The sequence below is a fragment of the Streptomyces sp. NPDC090106 genome, from assembly GCF_044747265.1.
Classification (GTDB): Bacteria; Actinomycetota; Actinomycetes; order Streptomycetales; family Streptomycetaceae; genus Streptomyces.
On the sequence record NZ_JBIVDS010000022.1, the window covers coordinates 17,115 to 31,315 of the forward strand.

At 68.1% G+C, this 14,201-nt stretch carries 15 protein-coding genes and 1 pseudogene; 9 read left to right on the forward strand and 7 right to left on the reverse strand.

Going from position 1 to position 14,201, the window contains the following annotated elements; translation table 11 throughout:
* The first annotated feature begins 8 nt into the window (after positions 1-8).
* Together ACIPSE_RS43525 and ACIPSE_RS43530 are read left to right on the forward strand one after the other, a co-directional pair.
* Entirely contained in the window at positions 9-356 is a 348-nt protein-coding gene (locus ACIPSE_RS43525; protein ID WP_401674880.1) for a hypothetical protein, read from the forward strand.
* A 236-nt stretch (positions 357-592) separates the two neighbouring features.
* Entirely contained in the window at positions 593-1,081 is a 489-nt protein-coding gene (locus tag ACIPSE_RS43530; protein WP_401674882.1) for a hypothetical protein, read from the forward strand.
* Between the two features lie 75 nt (positions 1,082-1,156).
* Here ACIPSE_RS43530 and ACIPSE_RS43535 read toward each other — a convergent pair whose 3' ends face one another.
* Entirely contained in the window at positions 1,157-2,119 is a 963-nt protein-coding gene (locus tag ACIPSE_RS43535) for a hypothetical protein (RefSeq protein WP_401674885.1), read from the reverse strand.
* A gap of 54 nt (positions 2,120-2,173) precedes the next feature.
* Here ACIPSE_RS43535 and ACIPSE_RS43540 point away from each other — a divergent pair, with 54 nt between their 5' ends.
* Entirely contained in the window at positions 2,174-2,452 is a 279-nt protein-coding gene (locus ACIPSE_RS43540; protein ID WP_401674888.1) for a hypothetical protein, read from the forward strand.
* A gap of 498 nt (positions 2,453-2,950) precedes the next feature.
* Here ACIPSE_RS43540 and ACIPSE_RS43545 read toward each other — a convergent pair.
* A protein-coding gene (locus ACIPSE_RS43545) for an IS5 family transposase (protein WP_401674890.1) occupies positions 2,951-3,783 on the reverse strand; the annotation gives its coding sequence in 2 pieces (ribosomal slippage) (positions 2,951-3,436 and positions 3,439-3,783; 831 coding nt in all).
* Between the two features lie 370 nt (positions 3,784-4,153).
* On the opposite strand from ACIPSE_RS43545, the gene ACIPSE_RS43550 reads away from it, so the two are divergent.
* The 3 genes from ACIPSE_RS43550 (at position 4,154) to ACIPSE_RS43560 (ending at position 7,230) form a co-directional block, all read left to right on the forward strand.
* A complete protein-coding gene (locus tag ACIPSE_RS43550) occupies positions 4,154-6,145 on the forward strand; it encodes a serine/threonine protein kinase (protein ID WP_401674892.1) in 1,992 nt (663 codons plus the stop codon).
* 276 nt (positions 6,146-6,421) lie between these two features.
* Positions 6,422-6,823, forward strand: a complete 402-nt coding sequence (locus ACIPSE_RS43555; protein ID WP_401674895.1) for a transposase — start codon at positions 6,422-6,424, stop codon at positions 6,821-6,823.
* Positions 6,727-7,230: a transposase gene (locus tag ACIPSE_RS43560; RefSeq protein WP_401674897.1), complete on the forward strand. Its 504-nt coding sequence runs from the start codon at positions 6,727-6,729 to the stop codon at positions 7,228-7,230. Before ACIPSE_RS43555 ends, ACIPSE_RS43560 begins: the two co-directional genes overlap by 97 nt.
* A gap of 214 nt (positions 7,231-7,444) precedes the next feature.
* Here ACIPSE_RS43560 and ACIPSE_RS43565 read toward each other — a convergent pair whose 3' ends face one another.
* Positions 7,445-8,020: a class I SAM-dependent methyltransferase gene (locus ACIPSE_RS43565; protein WP_401674900.1), complete on the reverse strand. Its 576-nt coding sequence runs from the start codon at positions 8,018-8,020 to the stop codon at positions 7,445-7,447.
* 71 nt (positions 8,021-8,091) lie between these two features.
* Between ACIPSE_RS43565 and ACIPSE_RS43570 the strand changes: the two are divergent.
* A pseudogene (locus ACIPSE_RS43570) lies at positions 8,092-8,280 on the forward strand (IS5/IS1182 family transposase); the annotation flags it as partial.
* Positions 8,281-8,316: 36 nt separating this feature from the next.
* On the opposite strand, the gene ACIPSE_RS43575 reads toward ACIPSE_RS43570, so the two are convergent.
* Positions 8,317-9,300, reverse strand: coding sequence for a phosphotransferase family protein (locus ACIPSE_RS43575; protein ID WP_401674902.1), 984 nt, complete (start codon positions 9,298-9,300; stop codon positions 8,317-8,319).
* A gap of 978 nt (positions 9,301-10,278) precedes the next feature.
* Here ACIPSE_RS43575 and ACIPSE_RS43580 point away from each other — a divergent pair.
* A complete protein-coding gene (locus tag ACIPSE_RS43580; protein WP_401674905.1) occupies positions 10,279-11,196 on the forward strand; it encodes a hypothetical protein in 918 nt (305 codons plus the stop codon).
* Between the two features lie 522 nt (positions 11,197-11,718).
* The gene (locus ACIPSE_RS43585; RefSeq protein ID WP_401674907.1) at positions 11,719-11,841 is read left to right on the forward strand and encodes a hypothetical protein; all 123 of its coding nucleotides are present in this window, start codon (positions 11,719-11,721) and stop codon (positions 11,839-11,841) included.
* On the opposite strand, the gene ACIPSE_RS43590 is transcribed toward ACIPSE_RS43585, so the two are convergent.
* The 3 genes from ACIPSE_RS43590 to ACIPSE_RS43600 form a co-directional block, all read right to left on the reverse strand.
* Positions 11,823-12,407: a YrhB domain-containing protein gene (locus tag ACIPSE_RS43590; protein WP_401674909.1), complete on the reverse strand. Its 585-nt coding sequence runs from the start codon at positions 12,405-12,407 to the stop codon at positions 11,823-11,825. The genes ACIPSE_RS43585 and ACIPSE_RS43590 overlap by 19 nt on opposite strands.
* Before the next feature lie 328 nt (positions 12,408-12,735).
* Entirely contained in the window at positions 12,736-13,416 is a 681-nt protein-coding gene (locus tag ACIPSE_RS43595) for a transposase (protein ID WP_401674912.1), read from the reverse strand.
* Complete coding sequence (locus ACIPSE_RS43600; RefSeq protein WP_401674914.1) at positions 13,308-14,165, reverse strand: ISL3 family transposase; 858 nt, start codon at positions 14,163-14,165, stop codon at positions 13,308-13,310. Before ACIPSE_RS43600 ends, ACIPSE_RS43595 begins: the two co-directional genes overlap by 109 nt.
* Positions 14,166-14,201 lie beyond the last annotated feature (36 nt).

The window sequence follows — 14,201 nt, forward strand, 5'->3', positions numbered from 1 at the left end:
TGTGCTCTTTGCAGACGGAGCGTCATCTCAAGCGCTTCGCGGTGGGCGACGGGAAGGCGGAAGCGGTCGCCGATGCCGTCCTGCGGACCGTCACCCTGTACGAGGCCGTGGTCTTCCCCCTGACGAGCGGGGGAGTGAGCACCGTGGAGCGGCAGGCCCGGCGTTCGATCGCCTACCAGTTCGCCGCCCACGACGACCTGCCCCTGTCCGTGCGGGTCACCGCGGCCGAGACACTCGAAGCCCTCGACCACGGCCAGGACGTGCAACGCACCCGCGTCGCCCTTGGAGCGCTGGCCCAGGCGGTCCGTGAGTGCCGGGCCGGCTACGTCAGCGTCCACGACGAACAGACTTCCTGACCGGCGCACAGCGAGCAGCTGCTCACGCTCGTACGGCGCTGCTGAGGCGACGCACACGATGGGGTCTGCCTGCGACGGCCGCAGGGGTTCCATCGTTCTCCGCCCCCCCCCGGCGGCGAAGGAACAGGCGCGTCAGTGCCTGACCTGTCGGGGAGCTTGGTGCCGTTCTGCCCGGCGGAGTGATGTGGCGCTGAATCGTGCTGCCAGATCACGTCTGGGCTGTCACTCTGAGGGCCGTGAGTGATGTTCAGCGTGATGGTGACGACTTCGTTGATCAGCTTCCGGCTCTTCGCCGGGAAGCGATGGATCGCGTCGCTGAGGAGCTGTATCAGTGGTTGCCGTTGGACAAGTACCGCGAGATGCACCTGTGGAACGAGTACAACGACGGCATCACAGCGCCGGAGCCTGCCGGTGTCCGTCTTACGGACACCGCTCTCGCGCTTTCAACGGCCAAGGACCCCGTCGCTGTGGCAATGCTCCAGGAACTCGAAGAGGTCGCGGAGGAACATGCAGCGGGCCGACTTGCTGAAGGAGTCGTGCAGGTGCGCCCAGCGTGGCCGCCCGGTGGCGACGTCACCCTGCTGTTGTTCACCAGCAACTGGTGGAGCCTCGCCGCTCGCCGCCCTCAGGGACCTGTGGTGGTGATGATCGACGGAATCCTCGGCCTGTATGACGTGACCAACAATCCCCAGGCCACCGCGCCGGTGGCCAGGTTGTCCGACTGACCCGGATCAGCGCCGTGTGTCGCCTGCGGCCTGGTGGTGAGGCGGGTGGAGGAGTTGCTGGCTGGCGTGACGTGTTCACGGGCGTGCCGCACATCCCTCACGCGGATGCGTCACGGTGGCAGGGGGTCGGGCAGGCCGTGCGACGCGGTCGTTACGGCTGGGCGTTCGGATTCGTCGTACTGCGGGTGGGCGTGCTGGCAGAGGGCCTACCGCCGCCTGGGCAGCGTACCCCTCGCTGTTGGCTCCGCGGGGGCAGCCGCGCGATCCGGCGGGGTACTCCCCGAAGGTGATCTTCTCGTCGTCGTAGGCGAAGGTCATGGTGGCGGCGAGCGTTTCCCACCGGTGGGTGCTGCGCTCGCAGCGGTCCAGCAGGATTTTCAGGGTGACGTCGGGTTCGTGGCTGGTGAGGACTTCGTCGGCGGGGATCTGGCGCAGGTGGTTCAGGGTGCGGTAGCGGGACTTCACGACGGCGCGGTAGACCTCGCAGCGGGCGGTGATTTCCTCAGTGGCGGGGGAGTTGAGCCAGGACTGCAGGACGGCCGCGGGGTCGGGGTGTTTGCGGAGTTCGTCGTCGACCAGCCGCACCACACCGTCGTCCTCGTCTTCGGGCACCGGGACGGCGGCCGCTGCGGCCAGGAACCAGTCGGGGCCTCCGGCCTTTTCGGCGATCCAGGCCAGTTCGGCGGGGTGCAGCGTGTCCAGGATGTCCGCGACGGCGGTGTGCGGGGTGTTCGGGTTGGAGGCGAGGGCGGTCAGGGCCTGGACCCGGCGGTGTTCGTGGTGGCGTTCCAGGAGCCGGGCCGGGCGGTCGTGGTCGGGGTCGACGTTGTCGAGGACGCGGATCAGGGTCCGGCTCGGCGTGGGGGAGACGACAGCCGGTTGACCGAGCCGGGCGAGCTGTGCGCAGGCCCTGGCGAGGTGGTCGGGGGTGGCGAGAGCGTCGGCGGCCGAGTGCAGTTGGTCGGCGGCGAGGTCGGCCAGGCGCGGGTTGTTGTGGAGGCGGTGGGCGATGTGGTGCAGGGTCCGGCGGGCGGTCACCTGCGGGTTGGGCAGGTCGGCCAGCTCGGGCAGGCACAGGGCTGGAAGGCAGGCGTGCAGCAGGTCCTCGCTGAGAGCGGGCGCCGGGTCGGCGGGGAGGTCCTCGCCATCGAGGGCGGCGGCGCGAAGGCGGGCGTCCTCGAGGGCCCGCGTCTCGGCCTAGTCCAGCAGCAGGTGCTGGACAGCTGCCCCGAACACGGGGTGCGCGGTGAGCTGCGGCCACCGCTGGGGGCAGCGGGCCAGCATCGCCCAGCGTGTGTGGTCGCCCAGCTCCAGCGACAGTCCTTCTGGTACGCGGACACGGCCTCCCAGCCCGCTTCGGGCTCAGGGTGAAGGAGGTATGCGGCGAGCGGCGTGAGGCATGATTCCAGGACGGCGTCGAACAGTTGTGGCGGTACGGGCGGGACCAGCGCTGTGTCCTTGGTGCGGGTGTAGCGGTCGGGCTCCCAGTCCCGGACGACCCGCTCCACCTCGTGGTCGGGCAGGCGCGGCAGAAGCGCGATGGCCGCCTCGACCTGGCCGGGGTGCCGCGCCAGCGCGGAGATCAGCCCGGCCCAGACCCGGCGGTGCCGCAGGATGGCGGGCACGTCCGCGGCGGTCACGGGGCCATCGGCCGCCAGCGCGGCCAGCGCCTTCTCGTCCGCCTGCACCAAGAGCCGGCCGCGCAACCGCTTGGCAATGGTCCGGGTCAGCAGCGCGGCCCTGAGGGCTTCCTCCCGCCACCGGTCAGCCTGGTCGTCGAAGCTGCCCTGCCTCGTCGCCGAGGGTGGCCCGGCCAGGCGCCCCCTGCCCGTTGAGGAAGCTTCCGGTGCGGCTGAGCAGTAAGAACTCCTATCGCAATGACTTCAGGCGTCGCCAGCAGATGAGTGCGCATCCGAGGGTGAGGAAGGCTTCGTGGATGTCGTCGCGTATCTCCCAGCGGATCCGCAGGCGGCGGAACCAGTGCAGGTGGGCGAACGCGCGCTCCACCACCCAGCGTTGGGTGCCCAGACCGGAGCCGTGTTCGGTGCCGCGGCGGGCGATCAGCGGTTTCACGCCGAGTTCCCGGACCAGGCGACGGTACTTGTCGTGGTCGTAGCCGCGGTCGCCCAGTACCACGTCGGGGCGGCGCCGGGGCCGGCCCACCTTGCCCCGCACGGGTGGCACGGCCTGGAGGAGCGGGATCAGCTGGGTGACGTCGTTGCGGTTGCCGCCGGTCAAGGTGGCGGCGAGCGGGATGCCGGTGGCGTCGGTGATCAGGTGGTGCTTGCTGCCCGTCCTGCCCCGGTCGACGGGGCTTCGTCCGGTCTTGGCTCCCCCTTTAACGCCCGGATGTGGGAGCCGTCGACGGCTGCCCGGGAGAAGTCCAGGGCGTTCGCACTGCGGAGCTCGGCGAGGAGCACCTCGTGCAGCTGGGGCCACACGCCGGTCTCGGTCCACTCGGCCAGGCGGCGCCAGCATGTCATGCCCGAGCCGAAGCCGAGTTCCTGCGGCAGGTGTTCCCAGGAGATCCCGGTGTGCAGCACGAAGAGGATGCCCTGGAACACCAGCCGATCGGGATGCCGCTTGCGTCCTGGATGCCGGGTCCGACGCTCGACTTTGGGCAGCAGCGGCTCGATGACCGCCCACAACTCGTCATCGACATCCCACGGCTTCGGCCGAGCCACCCTGCACCCCCGGATCATCAGTCCCGCAATGATCCAACCACCTCGAAGATCATTTCGTTAGGAGTTCTAACTGGCGTCGGCTACGTCGCTTTCGTCGTGGTCATGTTCTCCCGGGCGATCGTCGGCTGGTTCGCCCCTGGCGCGGGGCAAGCGGGCCCCTGACGCTTTATGCTGCCGCGACCGTGCTGGGGCTCCCGCTGGTCCGAGCCTGTTCATCATGCGGATGCGTGCCGGGAGATAGCATCCAGCCTCACGCACCTCGCCACGCTGATCGATCGGACAACCTGTGAGTGCTGCTGGTTCCGGCGGGCGGATCCAGCCCGCTCGCCCCGGTGACCCTTCTCTTATCGGCCCCTACCGCGTAGTGGGTCGGCTCGGTGCAGGCGGCATGGGAGCCGTGTATGCGGCGCTCGCCGACAGCGGGGAACGCGTGGCGGTGAAGGTGATCCATCCCGTTCAGGCTGGCGACCCGGAATTCCGGGCCCGCTTCCGCCGTGAAGTGCGACTCTCCGCCCGCGTCCAAGGCCCGTTTCTGCTGCCGCTTCTCGCGGCGGATCCCGATACCGACGCTCCCTGGCTGGCCACCGCCTACGTCCCGGGCCTCACTCTGGCCCAGCATTTGACCACCCACGGCCCGCTGACCGGTGGCACCCTGTACGCCTTCGCCACCGGGACCGCGCAGGCCCTCGCCGCGATCCATGCCGCAGGTGTCGTGCACCGGGACGTCAAACCGCAGAACGTACTGCTGACCCCGGCCGGACCCCGCATGCTGGACTTCGGCATCGCGCACGCCGCCGACGGCACGAGCGTCACCCGGACCGGCATACTGACCGGCACCCCGGGCTGGATCAGCCCCGAGCACTACCAAAGCGGCGTCACCGCAGCAGAGGGCGATCTGTTCGCCTGGGGCGCGCTCGTGGCCTACGCGGCAACCGGCCGCCTTCCGTTCGGCAGCGGCGCTCCCGAAGCGGTGGCCTACCGTGTCACCTTAGGCCAACCGGATCTGAACGGGATGCCCGAGGCGCTCAAGGAGATCGTGGACCGGGCCCTTGCAAAGGAACCCGCCGAACGGCCGGACGCTACCGAGGCGGCCGAGGCCTGTGCACGGCTGCTGGCCGCCCAGCCCACCCAGATACTCAACAACCCCGCCTCCACCGAGGCGGGCAACAATCCGACGCTGAGCGGGGAGCTGGTTACGGCACAGTGGTCCGTGCCCACTCCGGAAGACCTCCCCTGGCCCCAGCCTGCTGGCGCCCCTGGGAAGTCCCGGCGCCGAGCCCTTGTAGCAGTGCTGGTCACGGCAGCCGTCGTCGGTGCAAGCGTGGGCGCAGCCATGGCCTTCCGCCACGATCAGAGTCCAGTGACCGCCGGTTCCGGCGAGGACTCTTCGGCGGCCGCCGCGGGAAATCGTGACCCCAACACCGCAGTTGGCGCATCGCCTGCGACCGTGCCCGATGCCGGTGTAACTGGCCAGGCTGCTCCCGACCCACGCGCGGTTCCCGTCCCTGCCGACCCGCTGGCCGGCGTGGCCTATCCCGCCTTCACCCGCTCCGACGACGAAACCCAGCCCGTCCCCGGAGAGTGGAGCGCCAGCCAGGGCGCCGGCGGCACGGCGGAAGTCAACGCCGCGGCGGCCATACGCGATCGGATGACGGCCATGCTCGCCACCAAGGACATGTCCTTCATGACACCCACGGTGACGTTCAACCATGAAGCGCAGACCGTGATGGTGACCGGCGGTCCCATCTCCACCCTGACCGATGACTACAAGGAAGTCTTCCGCCGGGCCGGCGAGATGGCCGCCTGCATCACCCTGGCCCACCAGCTCAAAGACGCACCCACCGGCTGGCCGTACGGCCGGTTCTCCGTCTACTGGAAGGACTACGACGGCCAGGACGAGGCCACCATCCTTGGCTTCGGGAAGGCCACCGACGGCTGCTACACCGAGGAAGCCGGACAGCGCCAGGGCACAGACGAAGGCATCGTCACCGCCCAGATACCCAGCACCAACAAAGACGAGGTGCGCATCGCCGGCAGCCTGGTCAAAGCAATCACAGCCGCCTGGAACACACGCGTCTCCGAGGGATACGGCCTGGAGCCCTTCGACCGCGACGACGCCATCACCCTCGGCTTCGACCCCGTCCAGAGGATCATGTACGTCTGGGCCTTGGATGGTTCAGGCGCCCTGGCCGGCCGCGCCCAGCAAACCCACTTCCAGGACGTCGTTACCAAGACCGCCTGCCCCCAACTGCTGGCCGAGTACAACACTAACAAGCCGTGGGACTACACCCACTGGGCCATCGCCGCCTACCAGGGAAACAGCGCATGGCCCCAGCTTTTCACCTCCGGCAACTGCCTGCCCACCGATAGCGGTCCGTGACACCCCTCAGCCCGTAGCACCTGCTGCCGGGGCGGTAGTCGGCGAGTCCCGGAAACGCTGAACGGGTTAGGGAGAGGGTGTTGCGTCGATAGGTGCTGTCGGGGACGTGCGAGATGTAGACGACGGGCTACCTGCCCTCCATGTGGGAGTGTTCGACTCGTTCAGCATCGGGCTCGCCCTCTGTTTCCCCGTCGAGGGCATAGAGCTCGTAACACGATCTTGTAGAGGTGTCCTGGTCGGGCGTGACCGATGTGATGATTCGGCCGTTCGTGATGTGTGAGCACCCGGCCGTGGATCGTGGACGACGACTTGTGGGCGTTGGTCGAGCCGTTGCTGCCGCCCTGGCCGCAGAAGGCGCCGGGCCCGCGGCCGGTGGACGACCGGCTATGTCTGCAAGGGATCCTGTACGTGCTCCACAACGACATAGCCTGGCAACTCCTGCCGCTGGAGCTGGGGTTCGGCTCGGGGCAGACCTGCTGGCGCAGGCTGGAGCGGTGGCAGCAGGCCGGGGTCTTCGGCCAGCTGCACCGCATCCTGCTGGCCGAACTGAACGCGGCCGGCGAACTCGACTGGTCCCGCGCGTGTGTGGACGGCTCCCACATCCGCGCGAAAAAAGGGGAGCCGACACCGGCCCGTCGCCGGTCGACCGGCGGAAGACAGGCAGCAAACACCATCTGATCTGCGACGGACGCGGCACCCCGCTCAAGGTCATCACCACCGCGGCCAACGTCAACGACGTCACCCAGACCCTCGCCCTCGTCGACGGCATCCCGCCCGTGGCCGGACGGCCCGGCCGTCCGCGCCGCCGCCCCGACTCTTTCCTCGGCGACAAGGGCCACGACTCCAACCCCAACAAGCGTGAGCTGCGCAAGCGGCGGATTCTACCGGTCATCTCCCGCAAGGGCGCCCCGAACATCCAGGGCCTGGGCAAGCTCCGCTACGTCGTCGAGCAGACCTTCGGCCTGCTTCAGGTGTTCGACGGCGTCGGAGTGGATCAAGTTGAGTCCTGGCAGGCTGCCGTAGCGGGAGAGGGCGCGTTCGTGCTGGGTGGGGGAGGCCTCAACGGCGTCGCGCGTACCAGGTAGGCGGCGTACTCGCCGATCCCGGAGCTGATGGTGAGGACTCTCTTGCCGGAGAGGTCGCCCAGGACCTCGGCACCGGGGCCGGCCGGCCAGAATCCCCAGCTGATGCGGTCGGCATCGACTACGGCGGTAGCTCGGTGGATGTGGTGCCTGCCGTACGCGGTTCAGGCAGTCAGGTTCTGCTCGCTCGCTGAAGACTTCTCCGATCGAAATGGGGCTACGGGCGCAGGGCGAAACAGGCCAACCGGTCGAGGTCGACGACCGTCGCGGTGGACCAGCGGGAGGTCAGTAGTTCGACGTCGGACGCGGTGATGCCCAGGCGCTTGAGGGGATCGTCGTCGGTCCGCCGGTCGGCGAGCTCGGTGACGACCCAGAAGATGCCGCCGGGGACGAGGAGTTGACGGAGCCGGTCCAAGAAGGCGTTCTTGTCGGTGATGAAGCGGAATGCGAGCCGGCAGGTGATGACCGCGTACGCCGGATCGGGCAGCGTGCCAAGGTCGTCGGTGGCGAAGTCCATGACCTGGAACCGAGGTTGATCGGTTGTCCCCGGCCCGGTGCCGGAGGCGAGCGCGATGGCGCTGGGCGCGCAGTCGATGCCGGTGGTCCGGTATCCGAGGCGATTGTGCAGATGGCGGGCCAGGGATCCGTCACCGCATCCGATGTCAAGGGCCGGCTGGCCGTGGCCTGGGTCAAGGTGTTCGGCAAGGAGTCGCACTTCGGTGTCGTTGATCTGCCGGTAGCGGCGTCCGGCCGCCCACAACGGTTCCCAGTAGGCGGCGGGGGAGGCGGTCACTGGTCCGTCCCTTCGGGTTGATAGGCGGGGCGGTCCTGCTGGAGGCGCCACAACTCCTGCATCAGACCCCCATCGAGCGCTGCACCGGCTGGCTCATGTACCACCGACGCCTCGCCCGCGACTACGAGACGCGCCCTCACCGATCCGAAGCCATGATCCACCTCGCCATGATTGACCTCATGGCCCGCAGACTCACCGGCGAAGCCACCCCCAACTGGCGCGGGACCTGGCCCGGTACCAAACACCAATCACAGGACTAAACGCTCGCTTACTCGGGTGCCCTGGGGTGGAGACGATCAGCCGAAGCGGCGGAAGAGCTCTTCAAGGTAGTCCTCCAGTCTGCTTGTGAGCAGGGCTGATGTCAGGTCATTGCGTCCCAGTTCCCGCCAGGGAACCGCGACCTTTTCGGCATCCGGGGCGAACGCGAGCGCATCCAGGACGCGCCAGTACAGGTGAGCGGCCGGGTCCTCGCTCAGCGTGCCGCCGGAAGCCAGATATCGATCAGCCAGCAGCATTCCCTCCTGCGCGCCGTGCAGGAGGGCCAGAGCCGTGGAACAGTGCGCCACGTCCAGATCGGCCGGTCCCCAGGACGTCTCCACCCAGTCAACGACACCGGTGATCTCCAAACGGGCGCCCTGCCCGCTGAAGAGCACGTTGCCGGGGTGGAAATCACGGTGCAGGAAACAAGGCCGGTAGTCAGGGGCATCGCACCGGATGATGTCCACTGCGCGCTGCCACACGTCCGGCCGCCCGGTAGATTCGGGGAGCCGCACCCGGTCAGGGGAGGTCCAGGCCTGGTACACCCGCGGCCGTGCCTCGACAGGGACGTGTATCTGGTGAATGCGAACGAGTTGGCGGGCCAGTAGTTCGGCCCGAAGCTCCGCTCCCTGCTCACCCAACCGCACAGTGCCGGGCAGCAGCGACATCAGCAACGACGGGTGGTCGCAGTGCACCGACGTCGCATCAAGACCGCGGAAGGCTGCCACCGGTACGTCGGTCTCGCTGAGCAGACGCAAGATATCCGCTTCGCGAGTGAGCAACCCCTTCGCATGCTGAACGAAGAATGGCTTCACGAACGATCTCAGCACCAGCCACTGCGGCTCTCCCGTTCCGCTGATGCGCAGACGCCGCATCTCCGAAGTCCATCCACCACGCAACCGCTCGACAGCGTCAACGCGCGCGCCTCCGCCTACACGTTCCTCCACCCAGGCCCGCGTGTTGGACCAGCCTCGGTCATCAACGTCCGCGCCCGCGACGGCCGCACCCTCGTTCGCAACCATGCACACAACCTATCGATCACCGCAGCCACGGTCCCTGGGATCACAAACACGCACTGGGCAACCTGAATCTCGCCCGCACTGTGGTGCTCCGTCTCTGCTCCGGCCGTGGTTGGGTCGGATTCGGGCATGCGGCGCATCCGCTATGCGGGGGGAGTGTCCGTGACCGCGGGCGGAGCCGTTTCCGTTGCGGGTGCCGGAACATCGTCTGTGGGGATGTGTTCCTGTCTCCATGGCAGGAGCAGCGTGCTCGACCCGGCAGTGTGGGCGGTGCGGGGAGGTGCGGTCCATCATGCAGCGTGCCTGCGGGGACGAACCCGACCTGTGTGCCCAGTGCTATCGCGTGTCCGACCGCACGTGCTTTCAATGCGGCCGTACTCGCCGCGTGGCGGCGATCGTCCGCGGCAAGCCGCTGTGTCCGGGCTGCCACGAACGCCGACCGCGGTCGTGCGCGATCTGCCACCTGCCCCGCAAGGTGCAGGCTGAATGGCCCCTCGGCCCGGTCTGCAACACCTGCTACACCCGGGTCCGCCGCGCGCCGGCCACGTGCAGCGAATGCAGCCAGAAGCGCCCACTGATCGGCCGCAGCCTGGACGGAGCTGCCTGCTGCGGCCCGTGCTCCGGGGACGGCCCGGCCTACGAATGCCGAGGTTGCGGCAACAGCGGACTGCTCTACCGCCGCGGATTTTGTGCCCGCTGCGCCCTCGACCAGCGCTTAACCAGCCTGCTGGCCCCCGACGCACCCTGCGTCCCGGAGCAGCTTGCCCCCGTGCGAGCGGCGCTTCTGGCTGCAGGCCGACCCGTGACCGTGCACCACTGGCTCGACCTCGACGGTGTCGCCGACCTATTCGCCGCCCTGGCAACAGGACGGACAACGATCACACACCGGGACCTGGATGAAACCTGTCAGACAAGCTGATCACCGCATACGCCCGCGATCTCCTGTCGACCGCCGGTCTTCTGCCGACCCGCCATGAAGAGGTGGAACGTCTGCCTCGCTGGGCCGACCATGCCCTCGCGCAGGCCCCAGCAGGGCACCGGCAGATCGTCAGCCCTTTCGCGCACTGGTATGTCATCCGCCGCCGCCACCACCGCCACCGCGACCGAAGCCGCCGCGGCCAAGGGCTGGGCGCTTCGTCCCTGGCCCGGACCTGCTCCCTCATCCAGCGTCCGCTGGAACTGCTGGCCTGGCTGGTCGGCCAAGGCATCGCCCTGGCCGACCTCAACCAGCCGGCCCTCGACCGCTGGCTGTCCCAGGGCAAGCGCCACCGCGGGGACATCCGCCAGTTCCTGCAGTGGGCACACCGCCACAAAATGACCCGCGACCTGAACGTTCCCAAGTGCCGGGTAGAGCAGCCCAGCGTCTTCATCGAGGACGATGAGCGCCTGCAGCAGCTCCGACGCCGCGTGCACGACGAGACCATCCCGCTTCCCGCGCGAGTGGTCGGCAGCCTCGTCCTCCTCCTCGGCCTGCAGATCAGCAAGATCCTCCGGCTCACCACCGAGGATGTCTCGGTGGACGGAAGCACCATGCGCCTGCATCTGAACGGCCACTACGTGGAGTTGCCGCCCCGTATGTCAACCCTCGTCCGGCAGCGCCTGGAGCAGGCCGAAGCCGCTTGGGAGAACAACCGCTCCGCCAGCACCACCCCGTGGCTCTTCCCGGGCCACAACCCGGCTCGTCCGCTGTGCCTGCAGTTGATCCAGCTTCAACTCCGCAAGCGCGACCTCAAAGGACTCGCCGGTCGCAACACCGCCCGCCTCGCCTTGGCCGCCAACGTTCCTGCGTCAATCCTCGCTGAAGTCACAGGCACCAGCGTGAACAATGCGACCCGGTGGGCGACCCTGGCCAAGCGCGACTGGACCGGCTACATCAGCAGCCGGCGAATCGGCGGCTAAGAACTCGGTTTCTCTCATGGGTGAGCCCCGACATCATGGTCTTCGGTAGGTTCATGCGAGAGGACGAGTACAGCGGGTGTCTGGAGACTGGCAGACAGATCTGACGGAGTTGTGGCAGCAGCGTTGGCCCCGTTGCTCTCCGGTCGGGTACAAGCTCCGCGACCCGTATCGGGATGTCTGGGTACGTTTTCACAGCCTGCCGGAGTCGAAGCGCTACCCGGAGGACGAGAGCGAGTATGCCGTCGTCCTGGAGCGTTACAACACCGTCCTCGACGAGTTGTTCGCTGGTGCGGACGTGTACGTCATCACTCCGCTCTGGACGACCGAGGCCGAGGTTCCGGCAGTGAAACCCGGGACGGGGTATTGGCAGAGCCTGCTGGTGGAGGACGATCCCGACCCTGAGTTCCGCACGTACTGCCACCTCTTCGCCACCCGCCGGCCCTGGCAGCGCGGATGCATCGACGACTTGCTCCGAGATACCGCCGACGACAGGGTGGCGGGATTCTCATCACCGACACCCGCATGCAGCGCATCCACCACCCCTACGACGGTGGCGCCGACGTCTTCCTCACCACACCCGAAGAACGGGACCGGATGCGCAATCGGCACGCCGACTGGCTTTCCAGTCATCCCTCGGGCCTCTGACCGGCTCGGATCGCCGCCCCGCTCAAAACGGTCTTCACTGCAAGTAACGGGTTGAGAGGCTCCACGAGTTCCCTGGTGGCGACGGCCACGAGGCGGGCGGGTGCATCACCCTCCAGCAGCGCGCTAACGTACTCAAGGGCCTCCGAGGGCGAAAGCACAGGCAGCCTCTGGCGCAATGTCCGCACAGCATGCATCCGTCCGCGCGTAGCGGCGACTCCGCGGAGCGCATCGTGTAGATCGTCCACTGCAGTGCGCACCGGCAGGCCGCGTATCCGAGCCCGGTAGTCGGCCTCCCACTCCCCGGTCACCGAGGAGACGACCCCGATCTGGTGCAGTCCCCCGTCGACGCGGTCGACCAGATACGGCCCATTGCCAATCAGCGCGTACTTCGGGTTCCGGGTGCATACGAAGTCCTCGGACTGCCAGGAGACGATCCACACCAGCTCGTGCTCCTCGACACGGACCACAACCATCTTCACCGAGTCCGTGCTCACAGCCCGCCACTGCTGATAGTCGCGCTCCAGCTGGTCCTCGACTGCCCGAACGGCGGCTTCTCGCTCGATCACGCGTGCAGCATCCCGTACCGATCCGGTTTCGACCAGCGAATTCCAACAGCTCAGGGCTACGCAGAAGGGGCCAACGGGCCTTCTCGCCCAGGAATACAGCAGCTGAAGAACAAGTGCTCTGCGCCAGTAGCAGGGCCCTCCATCGAGTCACCGAAGACGGATCCGAGCTAACGCAGGGCTGGGTGGACAGCAACGACGCCATCGCATGGCGCCAAGAGGTGCAGTTGATCCGTGAAGCGCTGGACACAGGCGACTGACGACGGTCACGCATAGTGATGGAACCACGGAACTTGGCTCTGTCGCTGATTTGGGGTCGGCACCCAATTGATCAAGGTGACAGGAGTATGCGCCGTCGCAGGAGGTCGAAGTTGGCCCGGCCGTACGTCTGTCTCTTCAGCAGCTTGATCCTGGTGACGTTGCCCTCGACCGCTCCCGACGTGAAGGTGGTGGTCAGGGCAGCGAGTACTGCTGCGCGGTCGCGCCGTATGCCGGCGGCCAGGGTGCGGAGTTCTCGTTGTCCGTCGAGGCGGACGTTGGCGAGCCAGACGTCGAGGGCCAGGTGCTCGCTGCGGCGTTCGCGCACCATCGCGGCCAGGCGCCGGGCGTATTCGGTGGTTGTGGCCAGTGCGGGGCTGCGTTCACACAGTTCGTCGAGGCACTTGGACTCAGTGTCGGTGAGGTGCTCGGGTCGGCGCATGATCCAGTCGGTGACCCGGCGGACGGTCAGGTGGGGAAGCGGAGCATCGGTCGGGATCGTTCCGGTGCGGTAGGGCCGCAGGTGGCGGCGGACGGTGTTGATGTCGCCGCGGTAGCCGAGCTGCTGGATCTCCCGGGTGAGTGCGGCGGCGTTGGTGCAGCCTTCCATCCAGCGGTGATGCAGGTAGAGCCGGTAGTCGTCGATCACGCTGGGGCGGTGGGTTGCCGCGACGAGGAGCTGTTCGACATCGGCGGCCCGGGCGAAGCGCAGGACGGTGCCGCGGCTGAGGCGGAGTTCGCGGGTACGGGCCACCAGCGGCCGAGGCCGTCCGTGCACTCAAGTTCGCCCAGGGTGGCGCCCTGGACGGTGTCCTGGTCGGCCTGGACGGTGAGAGGTTCTCGCAGGTCGGCGCGGTGTCGTCCGACGACGCGTTCGACGGCCTCGGCGAGGTTGTGCAGGAGGTGCCAGGCATCGGCCACTTGCCGGGCCTGTGGTGCACCGGCGTGGGCGCCGTCACGGAAGGAACCGGCACGGTCTCGGCAGACAACCCTCACCTCGGGGTGTTCGTGCAGCCAGACGGCGAAGGTGTGCGCGGTTCGGTCCGCGAGGACGTCGACGGGGCGGTGGGTGTGCATGTTGACGAGGATCGTCGCGTAGGTACGGCCTCGGCGAACGGCGAACTCGTCGACACCCAGACATGGGACAGACTCCGGCTGCGGGACGGACAGTGCGCGAAGGAGGCGGAGCAGGGTGTCCTTGCCGGTGGTGACGGCCAGGCGTCCGCACAGACTGGCGTCGGCGCGTCCGCCCAGGAACAGGGCGATGTCGGTGAGCTGGGCTGTGAGGGCATTCGTACGGCGTGCGTGCCGACGCGTCAGGCCCGGGATCTGCTCGGCGAAGGTCCGACGCCCGCAGCTGCCATTGGCGCACACAAGACGACGTGCCCGCAGGTCCAGTCGTACCTGCCGACCCGCAACGGGACGGTCCGCCAGACACCGCTGGTAGTAGCAGTGCACTCGGGAGGCTCTCCATCCGCACCCCGGACAGGCGGCCGACCCCACCGTGGACCGCAGGGCAAGACGGACCTCAGCGTCCCC

Coding starts and splice junctions, on each gene's coding strand:
- ACIPSE_RS43550 (WP_401674892.1), top strand. CDS start 4,154: ATGGGAGCCGTGTATGCGGCGCTCGCCGACAGCGGGGAACGCGTGGCG.
- ACIPSE_RS43575 (WP_401674902.1), bottom strand. CDS start 9,300: ATGGTTGCGAACGAGGGTGCGGCCGTCGCGGGCGCGGACGTTGATGAC.
- ACIPSE_RS43585 (WP_401674907.1), top strand. CDS start 11,719: ATGCAGCGCATCCACCACCCCTACGACGGTGGCGCCGACGTCTTCCTC.